The following is a 16,699-nucleotide window of genomic DNA, read 5'->3' as shown; positions in this document are numbered from 1 at the left end:
CACCCGCATGTTTGTTCGCTTTTGGCATATTCCAACGGCGGGACTCCAGCCGCAACCCCTTACGCAGGGAAAATCGAGCCCGAAAGGTTACCAGCGGGCTATTCCGGCCGATTCCTTTCGTCACAACAGCCAAATTAAACCGTGTTGGCCTTTCGCGCGCGTGCTCCGGGCCAGTCGAACGTGCCCTGAGGAAGCTCGAAAGCGCTTCGTGGCCACGCGATCTGGATGATGGCACCCGTCCGTGGTGGCGGTTGGTTGGAAAAGGTTACGGTTGCGCCGGACCGCTCGAGCAGCGTCTTGGCGATGAAGAGCCCCAGCCCCAACCCCGAATGACCTTTGTCGCCCTTGTCTTCATAGCGGCGCGAGGTGACGTACGGCTCGCCGATCGTATCCATCATCTCCGGCTTGAAGCCCTGGCCATCGTCGATGATCGTAACGACCACTTGTGTTGCGTTCCAGCGCGCCGAGAGATGCACTTCTGAGGCCGCGAAGCTCACCGCATTTTCAATGAGATTGCCGAGCCCATAGATGACACCCGGACGGCGGTAGCCGATGGGCTCCTCGCGCGCGGCCTCCTCGAGTCCCGGAAGCGGATGCGCCGAGATGATGATGCGCTTGCCCGATGCGCGATGCGCCGCCGACGCCTCTTCCAGAAGTTCGACCGTCGTGATGCTGGCGTGCATCGGGTCCTGCTCGCCGGGCTTACGCGTCAGCTTCTGCAAAATCTCGCGGCAGCGTTTCGCCTGGCTGTGAAGCAGCTGCAGATCCTCGCGAAAGCGGCTCTCAGGACCGAGTTCGTGCTCGAGTTCTTTCGCAACCAGCGTGATCGTCGATAGCGGCGTGCCGAGTTCATGCGCCGCCGCCGCGGCAAGACCATCGAGCGCGTGCAATCGCTGCTCGCTCGCCAGCACCAAGTCTGTCGCCGCCAGCGCGGCCGACATTTGCCGCGCTTCCTTGTTCAGTCGCCACGTATAAAACGCCATGAAAATCATGGATGCGACCAACGCCGTCAGCGAGCCGACCTTGTAGTCGCGCGGCAGCTCGAAGCGTAAACCCTCATACCATGGCAGCGGATCGTGAAATGATATGAGCACACCGCCAACGGCGATTACGATGGCGCCGAGAATGAATGTGTAGCGCATCGGTTGCGTTGCGGCAGCGACCGTCACCGGCGCGACGAGCAGCACCGAAAACGGGTTCTGAATGCCGCCGGTAAAATAAAGAAGGCCCGCAAGCTGCAGCACGTCGTAGACGAGCAGCCCGAACGCGAGGCTCGTGCTCAGGCGATAGCGCGCCGGATAGCGGATCGACAGGAAGACATTAAGCCACGCCGACATGGCAATCAGGATCAGGCAGTTTCCGATGTTGAACGGAAAGCCGTAGTAAAGCTTGATCAACGCCACGGCAGCGAGCTGCCCGAGCACGGCCATCCATCGCAACCGCACACTGGTGACGAGCCGAAGCTGGCTTTCGCGAACGTTCACGATGCCCTTCAAGACCGGCGCGACTGCGGGTTTGCTTTCTGCCGGCGTGCTCATGGTCCTGAAATCCAACGGTTGATTGTGGTAACTGCAAACCACGCGTGATGGGCTTGCATGGCGGTCCATAAAGACCGACATGAGGGGCGTGCAGCCGCTTTATCTACTCAAAGCATAACGGAGACTTCAAGCAGATGAACCGTGCAATGGTTGGCTTGGCCCTGGGCGGACTAGTTTTAGGCGCCGCATTCGGCGCATTGGCCCTGCGTTCGACCGACAGCCAGGACAGCGCACGCACGGCCGCCGTTTCCGGCAAACCACTGGTCGGCGGTCCGTTCAGTCTGATCGATCAGACCGGCAAACGCGTGACCGATCAGGACTTCCGCGGCAAGGAGATGCTTGTTTTCTTCGGCTTCACCAATTGCCCCGACATTTGTCCCGCCGGCCTGCAGGTAATGGCGGCAGCACTCGATCAGCTCGGAAAAAAAGCTGACGACGTCGTACCTTTGTTCATCACGCTGGACCCCGAACGCGACACGCCGGAAAAGATGGGCGAGTACATCAAGAACTTCAGTCCACGTCTCGTCGGATTAACGGGAAGCGCAAGCGAGATCGCCGCGACTGCGAAAGCTTATCGCGTCTTCTATCAGAAGGTCCCTGACGAAAAGAATCCGAACAACTACAGCGTCGATCATTCCGCGTTCTTCTATCTGATGGGCAAGGACGGTGCGTTTCTCGCACCCATTCCGATCACAAATGATCCAGCGCAGCTTGCGTCGTCGATCGGTAAGGCATTGGGATAGCTGACGCGGCGAATCGATGCTGAGACCTCAACGCCACACATCCACTAACCGCATCCCGTCTATGACGTTGCCGCTGGAGCAGCGACGCGAACCTTGATAGGTCATTTTCGTGCTGCATTGGTCCGGCACACGCGTGCCGTACTCGCTGCATCGACATGATGCGCGTCAGCTTTGGGGGCCAGGACGCTTGGGGATCAAGAATAAACGGCACGTTGCCGAGTTGTCTTCTCAGTCACGCGCTGTACGTCTTGAAGACATCGGCGCGCAACTCGAAGTGCGCCGTCATCCAAGCGCGCGGCGTCTCACGCTGCGGGTCAGCCGCACGCGCCGCGCCGTAATCGTCACGCTGCCTTTGCAGTGCGATCTCGACGAAGCGGGCACATTCCTTAACCGTCACATCGACTGGGTTCGCGCGCGCCTCGACAGCCTTCCAAACCACATTCCGTTCGAAGATGAAGTGGCGATGCCGTTGCGCGGCGAAGCTCATCGGATCGCGTTCACGGGCGCCGCACGCACGCGGATCATCTCGGTTGAATGCGATGCGCGCAGTCATCCGACAATTCTCGTTCCCGGTCCGAAAGACCTCGCGGCAGCGCGGCTGACGCGCTGGCTGTTCGATCAGGCGAAAAGCGACCTCGAAAAGAGCGTCGCCGAGCACGCCGCACGTTTGTCGCTGAAAGCAAAGCGGATCACGATCCGCGATCAAACCAGCCGCTGGGGCTCGTGCTCGACGACTGGATCGCTGTCGTTTTCCTGGCGACTGATCCTCGCCCCGTCCTTCGTTCTCGACTACGTCGCCGCGCACGAAGTGGCGCATCTCGCGGAAATGAACCACGGCCCGCGGTTCTGGGCGCTCGTCAAAAAGATCCGCCCCGAGTTCGAAGCCGCCAAGCAATGGTTGCAGGTGCGCGGACCTGATCTGCACCGGTACGGCCCGGATCACGGCCGCAACCACTAGTCCGGGCAGTCTCTAGCGAGCGCCGATTGCGAATGCCGCAACGCCCGGACGCGCCTCGACAGGCTCCTGTTCCGGCATCGCATCCCGCTGTTGCTCCAGTTCATCGGCAAGCGCACGCGCGATGAAATCGTCGTCGATATTGCTCGTCGGATGCGACTGCGACGGCGGCTGAATGTCCGCTGCCTTCTCCGCCACCCTTGGCGGCGTTGTCCTTTGATGAGCAGCATCGCGCGCCGCCGACGGCAGAGCTTCATGATATTGAACGACACGCGGCGCGCTCGGCGCTTTTGAAACGTGCGCGGCCTCATCCACCGGCAAGATCGCGTCTTCGGGCTCGGGTCTGCTGACGACCGTGCCGGGCAGCGGCGCGGACGGCAGGCCTTGATGCGCAACGCGCATGATCTGGTTCCAGATTTCCGCCGGCAAGCTGCCGCCCGTCGTGCGGATCATCGGCTTGCCGTTGTCGTTGCCGACCCAAACGCCCGCCGTCAGCTGGCTGGTGTAGCCGATGAACCAGGCATCGCGGAAATCCTGCGTCGTGCCTGTCTTACCCGCGGCAGGGCGATCCGGCAGCGCCGCGCGTCGCCCGGTGCCGCTGACGACAACTGCGTTCAGCATATCGTTCAGCGCGCCGATCTCATCGAGGCTCGCGACGCGATCGGTGCGCGGCGGCGGACTGACATAGACCGGCGATCCATTTCCGATGCGAACCTGCGAAATGATATGCGGCTCGACCGCTTCGCCGCCGTTCGAGAATACGGCATAGGCGCCCGACATCTCGAGCAGCGAGACTTCCGACGTCCCGAGCGCCAGCGACGGACCTTCGTGCAGATCGGACCTGATGCCGAGCCGTCGCGCCACCGCGATCGTCCGTCCCTCACCGACATCCTGATTGAGACGCACGGCAACCGTGTTGACCGACTGCGCCAGCGCCTGCCGAAGCGTGATTTCTCCGGCATACTTGTTGTTGTCGTTCTTCGGCGACCAGTCGCCGATCGTCACCGGCGCGTCGAACATCACGCTATCCGGCGTCATGCCGCGATCGAGCGCCGCGAGATAGACGAACGGCTTAAACGCAGAACCCGGTTGGCGCTTCGCCTTCACCGCACGGTCGAACTGGCTTTCCGCGTAGTCGCGTCCGCCGACGAGCGCGCGAATGCCGCCCTCCTTGTCGAGCACGACAAGCGCCGCCTGACTTGCCCCGAACGCCGCGCCCTTCCGCGCTAGAGTATCCTTGACGATCTTTTGCGCGCTGCGCTGCAAGTCCCGGTCGAGCGTCGTCTGCACGATGACCTCGCCGCTCGCGGTCTGCGAAATCGGCGGCATCTGATCCAGAATATAATCGACGACATATCCGGTGTCGGGCGCAACGGCGGTCGTTTTCGGATCAGCAAAGACAACCGGCTGCGCCAGCACGAGCTTTTCTTGCTCGGGCGAAATGAAACCTGCGTCGCGCATCAGGGAAACGACGACGCGGCCGCGTTCACGTGCAGCATCAGGGTTCGTCGCCGGCGAATATTTCGACGGCGCCTTGAGAAGTCCGGCGATGACCGCGGCTTCCGCCAGATTGAGGCTGCGCGCCGGTTTGCCGAAATACCGCTCGCTTGCCGAGCCGACGCCATAGGCGCCCGCGCCGAAGTAGCATTGGTTGAGATAAAGCTCGAGGATCTCCTCCTTCGTGAGCCTGACTTCGAGCCACAGCGCCAGCCCAAGCTCGGCAATTTTGCGCGTCAGCGTTCGCTCCTGCGTCAGAAACAGGTTCTTCGCGAGCTGCTGTGTCAGCGTCGAGCCGCCTTGCGCGAAACGCCCGGCGCGGAGGTTCGCGAACATCGCCCGGAACATGCCAAACGGATCGACGCCGTAATGATCGAAAAAGCGCCGGTCCTCGGTCGCGACGACCGCCGCCGGAATGAGCTTCGGCAGATCCGCAAGCCGGACATATTCGTGCGCTGCACCACGTTCTGCGATGGTCGTTCCATCGCGCGCCAGAATCCGGATGAGCGGCGCGCGATCGTTATTTCGCAGCGCAAGCGGATCGGGAAAAACGACGGTGTAATAGACCATCATCGCGGCAAACGTCAGGATGATGCCGCCGGTCGCCGCAACCCCGACGCTCAGCGCCAAGCGATATTTGAGCTTGAACCGTCCGAGTAGCGAACCTGAGGCCGTCCGCTGCTGCGGTGGCGAAGGCTGCGCCGGAACCGGTTCATCGCCGAAATCGAACGCCTGCTGAGCAACAGATTGAAAGGGAGCCGGTAGCGTCGGCGGCGCAGGAGTCTTGCCGAGGCCGAGCGCTTTGCCCACGACCCACGCGCAAAACCGGATCGTCGCTATCAGGACCCGCAACACCGCCGCACCCAACCATCGGTAACGTTCAAACCCGCGCCCGTTGCATGGCGCAGCCGGCGCGGCACGATTTCGCCTAAGCAATATCAGACCTTGGATAAGGCCCGGTTAAGCTCGCCTGAATGCGTTCGGCAAAGCGTGATCGAAGGCCCTCGTTGTAGGTGCGCGCGCATCACCACTCAAGAAAAGTGCATCGCGAGCAAATTGCACGTTGGCATCGAGCACCCCCGGCGTTCATAATCGGGTAACAAAGTGGGGAGGCTGATGTCAGCAACGAATGAACTGGTCGCTTACAAGGATGCATTGCTTGTCCTCGGCACGGCCGGGGTCGTTGTTCCGTTGCTGCATAGACTTGGCGTCAGTACGGTTCTTGCTTTTCTGCTCGCGGGCGCCGCTCTAAGCCCGGGCAGCCTTGGCGCCCTGACGCCCTACTTCCCTTCGCTCTCCTGGCTGACCATCACGGACCCGGAACGACTATCAAAATTCGCCGAATGGGGCGTGGTTTTGCTGCTGTTCCTCATTGGCCTCGAGCTCTCATTCGAACGTTTGTCAACGATGCGCCGCCTGGTGTTCGGACTGGGCGGTCTGCAAGTGCTCGTCTCCACAGCCGCGATCGCCATTTTCGCCATCGAGATCGGCCAGACGCCGACGACCGCCATCGTCATCGGTTCGGCGCTCTCGCTGTCGTCCACGGCCATCGTGATCGAAATCCTGGCGCGCCAGAAAAGACTGTCGACGACCGTCGGACGAACGAGCTTTTCGATCCTGCTGTTCCAGGACCTCGCCGTCGTCCCGATCCTGCTGCTCGTCGGAATACTGGAACCGGGAAGCAAGCAGTCGCTGCTGGTCGGCATCATGACCGCACTGCTGCAGGCCGCGGCCGCGCTGCTGATCATCATCGGCGTCGGACGTTTTCTGCTGCAGCCGCTGTTCCGCCTGGTTGCGCAGACGCACAATCACGACCTCTTCATCGCGGCCACACTCTTCGTCGCGGTCGGAACGAGCTTCATTTCCGCCGCTGCCGGACTTTCGCTCGCGCTCGGCGCTTTCGTCGCCGGGCTACTCCTCGCTGAAACCGAATACCGGCGCGCCGTCCAGACGACGATCGAGCCGATCAAATCGCTGCTCCTCGGCGTCTTCTTCTTTTCCGTCGGATCGAGCCTCGAACTGAAGGCGCTCATCTCCTCTCCGCTCGCGATCCTTCTGACGGCCGGTGGCACGATCGCGTTGCAAACCGCCATCATCTATGGACTTTCCCGCCTGTTCGGCATCAGCAAAGGCCCGTCGTTCGAGACCGCGACGCTGCTCGCGCCCTGCGGTGAATTCGCCTTCGTCATTCTGACTGTTGCTCTGAGTTACGGTCTGCTCGAGCGCGAATTGGCGAGCATTCTGTTGACGTCCGTATCGCTATCGATGGCTCTGATCCCGGCTACCGCCAGGATCGGCCGCTGGGTATCGAAGCGAAATGCACCACCGGCCGTCGTCGATCCGGCCGGCAGCGTCGCACCGACCGGAAGCGAGAACGCGACGGCTCTCGTCGTCGGTTACGGTCGCGTCGGCCAGCTCATCGGCGACATGCTTGCCGAGCACCAGGTGCGCTACATCGCGGTTGATCGCGATCCGCGCCTCGTCGCGAACGCGCGCCGCGACGGAAAGCCGGTCTATTTCGGCGACGTCAGCCAGCTCGACTTCTTGAAGCACTGCGGCCTCGACACCGCCAAGGCTGCGATCATTACGATCCACACGCAGACCGAAATCGACGCCATCGTTCAGGCATTGCGCGTGAACTACCCCAATCTCGTGATCGTCTCGCGCGCCAAGGACGCGAACCACGCCCGCCATCTCTATGAGATCGGCGTGAGCGACGCGGTGCCGGAAACCATCGAAGCAAGCCTTCAGCTGTCCGAGGCCGCGCTCGTCGGTCTCGGCGTGCCGACCGGTCTCGTCATCGCGTCAATCCATGAAAAGCGCGATGAGTTCCGAACCGAGCTTCAGGGCGCCGCGAAAAAAGCCGGCACGGAAACCCGGGCGTTGCGCAGCCGTCGGGCGCAATAAGAAAGCTCAATCGATTTTCCACAGCGTTGCAGCGTGTGAGCGGCCCGTCACGGCCACTGCTTCGCCCAATCCGGCGCGACGACGTTCTGAAACCGCAGCGGCGCGAGATCGGCGACGAGTTTCGCATTCTCGATCGGGATCTGCGCCGGTTCCTGCACCTTCGCAGTCGCGAGCCGATAAAGCTTGCCGTCGAGCGCGAACAGTAGATCGCCGTTCTTCTGCCAATCCGCCCAAGAGCAATTCTCAATGAAGCGGACCCGTGCGCCGTCGCGAAGCACCTCGAAGTCTTCGACGTACCACGGGCCATTCTTCTTATAGATGGCGCGCAGAAATCGCCTGAGAACGAGCCCGTTCACCGGCGACGGACGATCGTAAATCTCGGGCGAATTGAACAGCCACGCGTAGCCCGATTGCCGGTACGGCCCGGCATCGCCCTCACTGACGAAAATCCAGCCGTCGCGCGTGATCCGCTCATGATGCACCGGATTGTCTTCGCCACGACCTGCGGCTTCCTCGCTCCAGCGGCGCACTTCGAAACCCGGCAGCTTCACGGGCTCATCTCCAAGCGGATGCCAGCCAGGCTTACGTGCTCCCGGGATGACCGGCGATTTGATTTCGAGATGGTTGAGCCCGATGACGCGCGGCGTCTCGAACAGACCGCCGCCGCCCCACGCATCGCCTTTCGGCCAGAGCGCGAGCGCGGTCAAATACGGCGTGCGGCTGACAGCCGTCCAAGTTTCGAACGGCGCCTGCCACTTGGCCGCGAAATAGATCAGCAGATCGCCATCGGGAGAGAGATCGCAACGCCGCTCATAGATGCGGCCGTTGAACCATTGTCCCGGCTCCAGCCGGTCGGCGTCGAGCCACCAGCGAAGCACCAGCACTTTTTTCGATGGACCGCGCCGGAAGACAACCGCCGATCGGCCATCCCGAGCCAAGACGGCATAAACCCGGCACGACGGTTCGGTTACAATTCCTGTTGAACCATCCGTCGCGACACGGCCTCACACGTCCAGGTTCGACACGTTGAGCGCGTTTTCCTGGATGAATTCGCGCCGCGGCTCGACAACGTCGCCCATCAGCTTGGCGAAAATTTCATCCGCCTCTGCGAGATCGCCGACCTTCACTTGCAGCAACGTACGAACATCCGGATCAAGCGTCGTTTCCCAAAGCTGCTCGGGATTCATTTCGCCCAAACCTTTGTAGCGCTGAAGCTCAATGCCCTTGCGACCCGTTTCGTACACGGCGGTGAGGAGCGAACGCGGCCCGAGCACGGCCTCGACCTTGTCCTTGCGCTTCAGCTTCGCGGGCTTGTCGTAGACTTCGACGAGATGCGCGTGACGTTCGTTCAAGCGCCGCGCGTCGAGCGAACCCAACAGCGCGCGATCGAGGAAGTGCACCTCCGTCACGCCGCGAACCTCGCGCTTGAACACAAAGCCGTCGTTGCCGAAGCGGCCTTCCCAGCCGGTCTCCATTTCTTCCGAAACGTCGTCGAGACGCTTTGCGACGCGCGCCGCCGCGGCGTTCGCTTCCGTCGCCGACTGCAGATACGCGGGATTGAAAATACCGCCGATCGCACCCTGCTCGACGACATTGCGGTTGTAACGCGAATGCAGCCCGTTGATGCCGCCCGAAATCTGCCGCGCCTGCTCGACGATGTCGCGAAGATCTCGGCCCGCGCGCTCCGTGCCGCTGCCGGTCACCAGAACCGCGTCCACAAGGCCCTGATCGATGAGATAATCTTCGAGTGCCCTTTCGTCCTTGAGATACGATTGCGCCTTGCCGCGCGCGACTTTGTAGAGCGGCGGCTGCGCGATGTAGACGTGCCCCTTGTCGACGAGCTCCGGCATCTGCCGGTAGAAAAACGTCAGCAGCAGCGTTCGAATATGCGCGCCGTCGACGTCGGCGTCGGTCATGATGATGACCTTGTGATACCGCAGCTTGTCGAGCTTGAACTCGTCGCGCCCGATACCTGTGCCCAGCGCCGCAATAATATTCGTCACCTGTTCCGAGGAGAGCATCTTGTCGGTGCGAGCCCGCTCGACGTTCAGGATTTTACCTCGGATCGGCAGCACCGCCTGAAACTCGCGCTTGCGGCCCTGCTTCGCCGAACCGCCTGCCGAGTCGCCCTCGACGATGAAAACTTCCGTCTTCGACGCGTCGCGATCCTGGCATTCCGCAAGCCCGCCTGGCAGGCGGAGACCATCAAGCGCACCCTTGCGCCGCGTCAGATCGCGGGCCTTGCGCGCCGCTTCACGCGCGAGCGCCGCCTCGACGATCTTGCCGACGATCACCTTCGCTTCTTTCGGATGCTCTTCGAACCACGCGCCGAGCTGATCGCCGACCGCCGACTCGACGACCGGCTTCACTTCGGACGAAACCAGCTTGTCCTTCGTCTGAGACGAGAACTTCGGATCGGGTACTTTCACCGACAGAACGCAGGTCAGACCTTCGCGCGCATCATCACCCGAAAGCGAAACCTTCTCTTTTTTGGCGAGACCGGTTTCTTCCGCGTACTTATTGACGATACGTGTCAGCGCGCTGCGGAAACCGGCGAGATGCGTGCCGCCGTCCCGCTGCGGAATGTTGTTCGTGAAGCACAGCACCGTCTCGTGGTAGGTATCGTTCCACCACAGAGCCGCCTCGACGGTGATGCCGTCCTTCTCACCCAAAATCATGATCGGATCGGGAAGCGCAGACGACTTCGAACGATCGAGATAGCGCACGAAAGCTGCCGTGCCGCCTTCGTAGACGAACTCCTGCCGCTTCACGTCGGCATGACGCGCATCCGTCAGAACGATCTTAGCGCCTGAGTTCAGGAACGCCAGTTCGCGCAAGCGATGCTCGAGCGTCGCGAAATCGAATTCGGTGACGTTGTGAAACGTCTCGGTGCTCGGCAGAAACGAAACTTCCGTACCGCGCTCACCATTCGCATCGCCGACGACCTTCAGCGGCGCAACCGTGTTGCCGTTGTTGAATTCGACGAAGTGCTCCTTGCCGTCGCGCCAGATCCGGCACTTGAGCCACGACGACAGCGCATTGACGACCGACACGCCAACGCCGTGCAGACCGCCGGAAACTTTGTAGGAGTTCTGGTCGAACTTTCCGCCAGCGTGCAGCTCGGTGAACACGATCTCCGCGGCCGAACGCTTCGGGTCCTGGTCGTCATCCCTCTTGATGCCGGTCGGAATCCCACGCCCGTCGTCGCGCACGGTGCACGAGCCATCAGGGTTGAGCGTCACCTCGCAGCTCTTCGCATGACCCGCGAGAACTTCGTCGATACCGTTATCGACGACCTCGTAAATCATGTGGTGCAAACCCGACCCGTCGTCGGTGTCGCCGATGTACATGCCGGGACGTTTGCGAACCGCGTCGAGCCCCTTCAGCATCTTGATGCTGTCCGCGCCGTAATCGTCAGGCTCGGGCATTTTTTTCAGCGGTTGAGCGGTCATTTTTTGCTTTTCTCAAGGGAGGGAAATGAGACCCATTTCATACCACAAAACCCCTTGAAACACCGCATGAAATCGATTCTTTGCGGCTTAAAAAAGCGTATTGTTTTCATTGTCTTGCGTGTGACCGTTTGTCCCTCGCCGACAACTTATTCCGAAACTGCGATTTTACCCTCCTGAACCGCCCAGAAACGCGCCCGGCCGGCAAGCGCCTCGAAGGCATTTTTGTCCGTGCCGGTCATCCACGCCTGCGCCCCGAGATGCAGGATTTCGTCGAACAGCGCCGCGCGCCGGTCGGCATCGAGATGCGCCGTGATTTCATCGAGCAGCAGGATCGGCGCCGCGCCTTCCTGGCGCTCGGTCAAAAGCTCAGCATGCGCCAGAACGAGGCCGAGCAGCAGAGCTTTCTGCTCTCCCGTCGAGCAATGCCGCGCCGCAAGTCCCTTCGGCCCGTGCTCGACGATGAGGTCGGAACGATGCGGTCCGTCGAGCGTCCGCGACGCGGCACGATCGCGTTCCCTCGTTTGCCGGAGCGTCTGCGCGTAGAGATCTTCTGCCTCGACCGCCGAAAGGCGCTGCAAGCTATCTTCGATGCTGCCTTCCAGCCGGAACGACGACCACGGGAATGCGGAATTGGGATCGCGCTCGCGCCGCTTACCGACAATTTGCGCCATCGCAGCGACGGCTTCGAGACGCGCCGCCGCAACGGCGACGCCCGTTTCCGCCATCACGCGCTCGAAGCCCGAAAGCTGCGAGTCGTCGCGCACGCCATCCGCGAGTAGCCGGTTTCGGCTCGTCATCGCGCGTTCGAAACGTCCGGCGATCGTGCGATAGCCGTGATCGAAACAAAGGATCAGCCGATCGAGAAAGCGCCGCCGCTCCGATCCCGGCCCCGTAAAAAGCCCATCCATCGCCGGCGTCACCCAGACGATTTCGAGATAATCGGCGAGCACACCCGATCCCGATTGCGCCGTGCCATCGATGCGCACGATCCGCCCCCGTTCGGACGGCGCTCGCTCCGCTGCTCGACCGCCGCCGCGCTGCGCGTTGCGCGCCAAACTCTCATCGGAAAATCCGAACGGTTCCCCTCCCCCTTGCGGGGAGGGGTTAGGGGCGGGGGTATCGACGCGCGATCGATCGGAGACCCCGCCTGGATCTTGACCCCTCCCCGTCGAAGGAGAGGAGAGAAGATCGTCATCTCCCGAGAGAGACCGCACCGTCGTCGCACGCAATCCCGTTCCGATATCCGTCGCACCCGCAAGCGTATGCGCACGCGCCGCAACCGCGAAACCACCGTCGCCGCCAGACCGCACGAGATCGCTGAACGGCACGCGCCTGAGCCCTTGCCCCGGCGACAACAACGACAGCGCTTCAAGAAGATTGGTCTTGCCCGACCCGTTCGCCCCGACGATCACCTGCGGCCCGGCATCCGTCGCAACATTTGCCGCCGCATAGCTGCGGAAATTCGTGAGCTGCAGCCGCTCAACCCAGAGTGCGTTCGAGTATTCGCGTCCCACACTCACTTCCCACGCGCCGGCAGCAATTCCCCTCCCCCTTGCGGGGAGGGGTTAGGGGTGGGGGAAGCTTCCCTTGCCAAAGTGCTGAGAACGCCGACAATACTTTCCATCACGCCGTCGATGTTTGTTGCGACGTCCATATTGTTGAAGCGCAGCACCATGAATCCTTGGCTTTCAAGATAGCGCTGACGATGGACGTCGCTCGCAATCTCAGCTTCAGCGGAGTGTGTCGCGCCATCGACTTCAACGATTAGGCGGTGCGACAAGCAGGCAAAATCGACAATGAAGTGATCGATCGGAACTTGTCTGCGAAACTTCTGCCCTGACGCCCTCAGTTGCCGCAGCCGATACCAAAGCCTTCGCTCCGCAGCCGTAGCATTATTCCGAAGCACACGAGCACGATCGTTGACCAATTGAGTTTCAATCCCGATTGATCTCGCCGTCACCCCACCCCTAACCCCTCCCCGTCGAGGGGAGGGGAATCCCACAACTGACCTAAACCCGCATCGGCATAAGAACGTAAAGCGCGTTGCCGTCGCCGCCATCGCGAACCATGGTCGGCGAGCCGGGATCGGCGAGCAGAAACCGCGCGTCTTCGCTTTCAAGCTGATCGGCGATGTCGAGCAGATAGCGCGCGTTGAACCCGATCTCCAGCGGCCCAGCGCTGTAGCCGACCGGAATTTCCTCCGTCGCGCTGCCGCCTTCCGGATTGTTCACCGTCAGGATCAGCTTGTCCTTCGCGACGTTGAGCTTCACCGCCCGCCCGCGCTCGCTCGCGATCGTCGACACGCGATCAACGGCGCTCTTGAACGACGCGTTCGGCACTTTCATTTCTTTATCGTTGTTGTGCGGAATGACGCGGCTGTAGTCCGGGAACGTGCCGTCGATCAGCTTCGACGTCAGCACCACCGGCCCGATCTCGAACCGGACTTTCGTCTGCGAAACACCGACATTCACCTTCGCGCTCGAATCTTCGAGAAGCCGCGCAAGCTCGTGCACCGTCTTCCTCGGAACGATGACGCCCGGCATGCCTTCCGCGCCCTTCGGCAACGGAAGCTCGACCTGCGCCAGACGATGCCCGTCCGTCGCAACCGCGCGCAACGTCTTTACGCCGGCCGTCTCCGCCGGGTGCAGGAAGATGCCGTTGAGATAATAGCGCGTCTCTTCCGTCGAGATCGCGAACCGCGTTTTGTCGATCAGCCGTTTCAGGTCACCGGCCTCGATCGTGAATTCATGTCCGATCTCGCCGACGGCGAGGTCCGGAAAATCTTCCGCCGACAGCGTCTGCAGGCTGAAGCGCGAATGCCCCGACGTGATGGTCAGGCGCTCCTTTTCGCCGTCGCGCTTCATCTCGATCTCGGCGCCGTCGGGCAGCTTGCGCACGATGTCGTGCAGCACGTGCGCCGGAACCGTCAGCGTGCCGGGCGTCGAAACCTTCGCGCCGACGCTCTCGCTCACTTCGCGTTCGAGGTCCGTCGCCTTGAACATCAGCGTCTCGCCGGATGCCTTCAGCATGATGTTTGAAAGAATGGGAATGGTCGTCCGCCGCTCGACGACACTTGTGACATGGCTCAGCGCCTTCAAGAGTTCCCCACGTTCAATCTCGAGACGCATGTCTGTCCTCAGTTCTGATTTCGGGAGCGCGTGACGCGGCGGCATCGGCACGCCGCCGGTGACGATCACGCGCGAAGGATGTTGTAGCCGCCCGGAAGCGGCCAGACTTGGCTTGGCACCGGAATCGCCCACGGGTGGCGATCAGAGCCGAATGGGCCCCATTTTTCAAGCCAAGATGTACAAGCTAGGCGGCCTTTTAGCGTTACAAATCATGCCAAAGCGCCAAAAACAGCAAGGCCGGCCTCCCGAGGGCTTGGAAGGACCGGCCTCACTCCGTTGAACTCGCGGCGTGGGGCCGCCGCGATCGGTATCTTGATCAGCGTGTGATCAGCGCCGGATCAATGGTTGAGCAGCCGCTTCAGTTCCTCGAGCTCATCGCCGAGATGCGGGTTCTTCGTGATTTCGCCCTCGATCTTCCGGATTGCATGCAACACCGTCGTGTGATCGCGGCCACCGAAGCGGCGCCCGATCTCAGGGAGCGAGCGGGCCGTCAGGTGCTTCGCGAGGTACATGCCGATCTGGCGCGGCCAGACGACGGACCGGTGCCGCCGCTGGGACAAGAGATCACCCTTCGATACACCGTAATGGCGCGAAATGATGCGCAGGATGTCCTCGATCTTGATGCGCCGCGGCTCGAGGTTCTGCACGAGATCGCGGATCACGGTCTCGGCGATGTCGAGCGTGATCGGCGTGCGCATGTACTGCCACGTCGCGTAAAGCCGCGTGATCGCGCCTTCGAGTTCGCGGCCGTTCTCCGTCAGGCGCATCGCCAGAAGGTCGACGACATCGCGCGACAGCGTGAACGACGGATCGGCGGCGCGCTTTTCGCCCAGACGCTTTTCCAGAACCTTGAGGCGCAGCTCGTGGTCGAGCGGGATCAGCTCGGTGACGAGACCGCGCTGCAGACGCGACCGCATCCGTTCGTTGAGACGCTCGATCTGGTTCGGAGCCCGTGCCGACGCAACGACGACCTGCTTTCCACCGTCGAGCAGCGCGTTGATGATGTGATCGAATTCCTGTTCCGTGCGCTCGCCCTGCAGGAACTCGAGGTCGTCGATCAGCAGCATATGGATGTTGCGGAAACGCTCTTTGAATGCGAGCGGATCGGAAGAGCGCAGCGCCTCGACGAACTGATAGCGGAAGCGCTCGGCTGTCAGATACAGCACCTGCGCGCTCGGCGCGCGGCGCTTCACTTCCCACGCAATCGCCTGCAAAAGATGGCTTTTGCCAAGTCCGACGGCGGAATGGATGTAAAGCGGATTGTAGCCCGGAGCGTCCGTCAGAACCGTTTCGGCAACCTGCGTCGCACCGGCATGCGCCATGCGGTTTGAAGCGCCGACGACAAAGCTGTCGAACGTGTAGCGCGGATCGAGCGGCGAACCTTCGAGCCCACCGGCCGAAGTGCGCTGCGCCGGAAGAACCGGCGGTCTCAGAACCGAGACGCGCGGCGGAGCTTCCGCCTGCGAGGCAGCCGCGGGCGCCTTCTCGGCGATTGTTGTTTCAGGACGCGCTTCAGCCGGACGCTGAACGGCGACGCCTGGCTGCCGCCAGACGACTTCGACTCGTTCGGCCGTCGCAAACTCGACGCGCGAACAATGCAGCAGACGCTCGGCGTAATGCTCCTGGATCCAGTTCCGCACGAACTTGACCGGCACCGAGACTTTGACGACGCGACCGTCGAAATCCTCGAACTCGAGGCTCTTGAACCAGCTCGAATAAATTTCCTCACCGAGCTGTGCCCGAAGCATGGCACGAACTTTCTGGCCACGGCCCTCGACCGAACCAGTTGCCGTCTCAACAACAGCCGTCCCCTGCGCACCGCTCACGCCTTGCGCCTCTGCTGTCTTTGCTGCCTGCATAGTGATTACTCCCGCTATTTACGCGGAACGCCGGCCCTAGGCGTTCCCCCCAATGTGCGCCGCATGCCCAAAACCCTCTGAGCGCTGCGGCACGTGCCCTTCATAATTCTGGGTGCTAACCCTGCACCCAGGCGAGTCCGGCATGCCTCCAGCCGGCAATCTGGTTGCGGTGACGATCGGGATCGATTGGCCCCTCGAACCCTTCCGTCACGTTGAAACAGCGTCGATAGCCCGACGCCGCCATGGCCTCTGCCGCCTTCAGGCTACGTGCGCCCGAACGGCAAATGAAAAAAATCTGATCGTCTTTCTCGACACCGCGAGCTTTGAGCGCCTCATCGAGCCGATCCTTGAAACCCGGGACGGGACGGTTGTCGGGGAACGTCAGCCATTCCATCAACAGCGTCTCCCGGCCCAAGCCGCTCAAATCCGGAACCCCGACGAACGCCCACTCGGCGCGCGTACGAACGTCCACCAGAACTGCTTTGGGATCGGCGCTTAAGCGCTCCCACGTCTCAAGGACTGGAACATCCTCGACGCGGGAAGCTTCGATGTTTTCCACGAGCCCCCTCTTTACTCGTTACTAGATTAGCTAAAGACCTATCCAAGACTTCCCCGAGTAT

At 61.8% G+C, this 16,699-nt stretch carries 12 protein-coding genes; 3 read left to right on the top strand and 9 right to left on the bottom strand.

Annotated elements, in window-relative coordinates; translation table 11 throughout:
- Positions 1–134: 134 nt before the first annotated feature.
- The gene (locus tag HDEN_RS00065; RefSeq protein WP_013214059.1) at positions 135–1,538 is read right to left on the bottom strand and encodes an ActS/PrrB/RegB family redox-sensitive histidine kinase; all 1,404 of its coding nucleotides are present in this window, start codon (positions 1,536–1,538) and stop codon (positions 135–137) included.
- 134 nt (positions 1,539–1,672) lie between these two features.
- Here HDEN_RS00065 and HDEN_RS00060 point away from each other — a divergent pair, with 134 nt between their 5' ends.
- Positions 1,673–2,281: an SCO family protein gene (locus HDEN_RS00060; protein ID WP_013214058.1), complete on the top strand. Its 609-nt coding sequence runs from the start codon at positions 1,673–1,675 to the stop codon at positions 2,279–2,281.
- Between the two features lie 187 nt (positions 2,282–2,468).
- Positions 2,469–3,239: a M48 family metallopeptidase gene (locus HDEN_RS00055; protein WP_049775103.1), complete on the top strand. Its 771-nt coding sequence runs from the start codon at positions 2,469–2,471 to the stop codon at positions 3,237–3,239.
- Positions 3,240–3,251: 12 nt separating this feature from the next.
- On the opposite strand, the gene HDEN_RS00050 is transcribed toward HDEN_RS00055, so the two are convergent.
- Positions 3,252–5,543: a transglycosylase domain-containing protein gene (locus tag HDEN_RS00050; protein ID WP_150103148.1), complete on the bottom strand. Its 2,292-nt coding sequence runs from the start codon at positions 5,541–5,543 to the stop codon at positions 3,252–3,254.
- Between the two features lie 306 nt (positions 5,544–5,849).
- Here HDEN_RS00050 and HDEN_RS00045 point away from each other — a divergent pair, with 306 nt between their 5' ends.
- Entirely contained in the window at positions 5,850–7,640 is a 1,791-nt protein-coding gene (locus HDEN_RS00045; RefSeq protein WP_013214055.1) for a cation:proton antiporter domain-containing protein, read from the top strand.
- A gap of 47 nt (positions 7,641–7,687) precedes the next feature.
- On the opposite strand, the gene HDEN_RS00040 is transcribed toward HDEN_RS00045, so the two are convergent.
- The 7 genes from HDEN_RS00040 to HDEN_RS00010 all read right to left on the bottom strand — a co-directional run bounded on the left by HDEN_RS00040 (position 7,688) and on the right by HDEN_RS00010 (position 16,638).
- Complete coding sequence (locus tag HDEN_RS00040; RefSeq protein WP_150103147.1) at positions 7,688–8,518, bottom strand: hypothetical protein; 831 nt, start codon at positions 8,516–8,518, stop codon at positions 7,688–7,690.
- Positions 8,519–8,644: 126 nt separating this feature from the next.
- Positions 8,645–11,092: a DNA topoisomerase (ATP-hydrolyzing) subunit B gene (gyrB, locus tag HDEN_RS00035; RefSeq protein ID WP_013214053.1), complete on the bottom strand. Its 2,448-nt coding sequence runs from the start codon at positions 11,090–11,092 to the stop codon at positions 8,645–8,647.
- A gap of 146 nt (positions 11,093–11,238) precedes the next feature.
- On the bottom strand, positions 11,239–12,606 hold the full coding sequence (locus tag HDEN_RS00030) for a DNA replication/repair protein RecF (protein WP_013214052.1): 1,368 nt from the start codon (positions 12,604–12,606) through the stop codon (positions 11,239–11,241).
- 2 nt (positions 12,607–12,608) lie between these two features.
- On the bottom strand, positions 12,609–13,052 hold the full coding sequence (locus tag HDEN_RS00025; RefSeq protein ID WP_245256681.1) for an endonuclease domain-containing protein: 444 nt from the start codon (positions 13,050–13,052) through the stop codon (positions 12,609–12,611).
- Positions 13,053–13,101: 49 nt separating this feature from the next.
- On the bottom strand, positions 13,102–14,220 hold the full coding sequence (gene dnaN / locus HDEN_RS00020) for a DNA polymerase III subunit beta (protein WP_013214050.1): 1,119 nt from the start codon (positions 14,218–14,220) through the stop codon (positions 13,102–13,104).
- Between the two features lie 338 nt (positions 14,221–14,558).
- Positions 14,559–15,968 carry a chromosomal replication initiator protein DnaA gene (gene dnaA, locus HDEN_RS00015; RefSeq protein ID WP_245256810.1) on the bottom strand — a complete coding sequence of 470 codons (1,410 nt, stop codon included), beginning with the start codon at positions 15,966–15,968 and terminating at the stop codon, positions 14,559–14,561.
- A 226-nt stretch (positions 15,969–16,194) separates the two neighbouring features.
- Complete coding sequence (locus HDEN_RS00010; protein WP_013214048.1) at positions 16,195–16,638, bottom strand: rhodanese-like domain-containing protein; 444 nt, start codon at positions 16,636–16,638, stop codon at positions 16,195–16,197.
- Positions 16,639–16,699 lie beyond the last annotated feature (61 nt).

Source organism: Hyphomicrobium denitrificans ATCC 51888, from assembly GCF_000143145.1.
GTDB lineage: Bacteria > Pseudomonadota > Alphaproteobacteria > Rhizobiales > Hyphomicrobiaceae > Hyphomicrobium_B > Hyphomicrobium_B denitrificans.
Note: the sequence above shows the minus strand (reverse complement) of the source record. Positions and strands in the feature narration are given on the sequence as shown.

What these genes read in the sequence shown, in the direction of transcription:
- HDEN_RS00045 (WP_013214055.1), top strand. Translation starts at nt 5,850, where the DNA reads ATGTCAGCAACGAATGAACTGGTCGCTTACAAGGATGCATTGCTTGTC.
- HDEN_RS00065 (WP_013214059.1), bottom strand. Translation starts at nt 1,538, where the DNA reads ATGAGCACGCCGGCAGAAAGCAAACCCGCAGTCGCGCCGGTCTTGAAG.
- HDEN_RS00060 (WP_013214058.1), top strand. Translation starts at nt 1,673, where the DNA reads ATGAACCGTGCAATGGTTGGCTTGGCCCTGGGCGGACTAGTTTTAGGC.
- dnaN (WP_013214050.1), bottom strand. Translation starts at nt 14,220, where the DNA reads ATGCGTCTCGAGATTGAACGTGGGGAACTCTTGAAGGCGCTGAGCCAT.
- dnaA (WP_245256810.1), bottom strand. Translation starts at nt 15,968, where the DNA reads ATGCTTCGGGCACAGCTCGGTGAGGAAATTTATTCGAGCTGGTTCAAG.
- gyrB (WP_013214053.1), bottom strand. Translation starts at nt 11,092, where the DNA reads ATGACCGCTCAACCGCTGAAAAAAATGCCCGAGCCTGACGATTACGGC.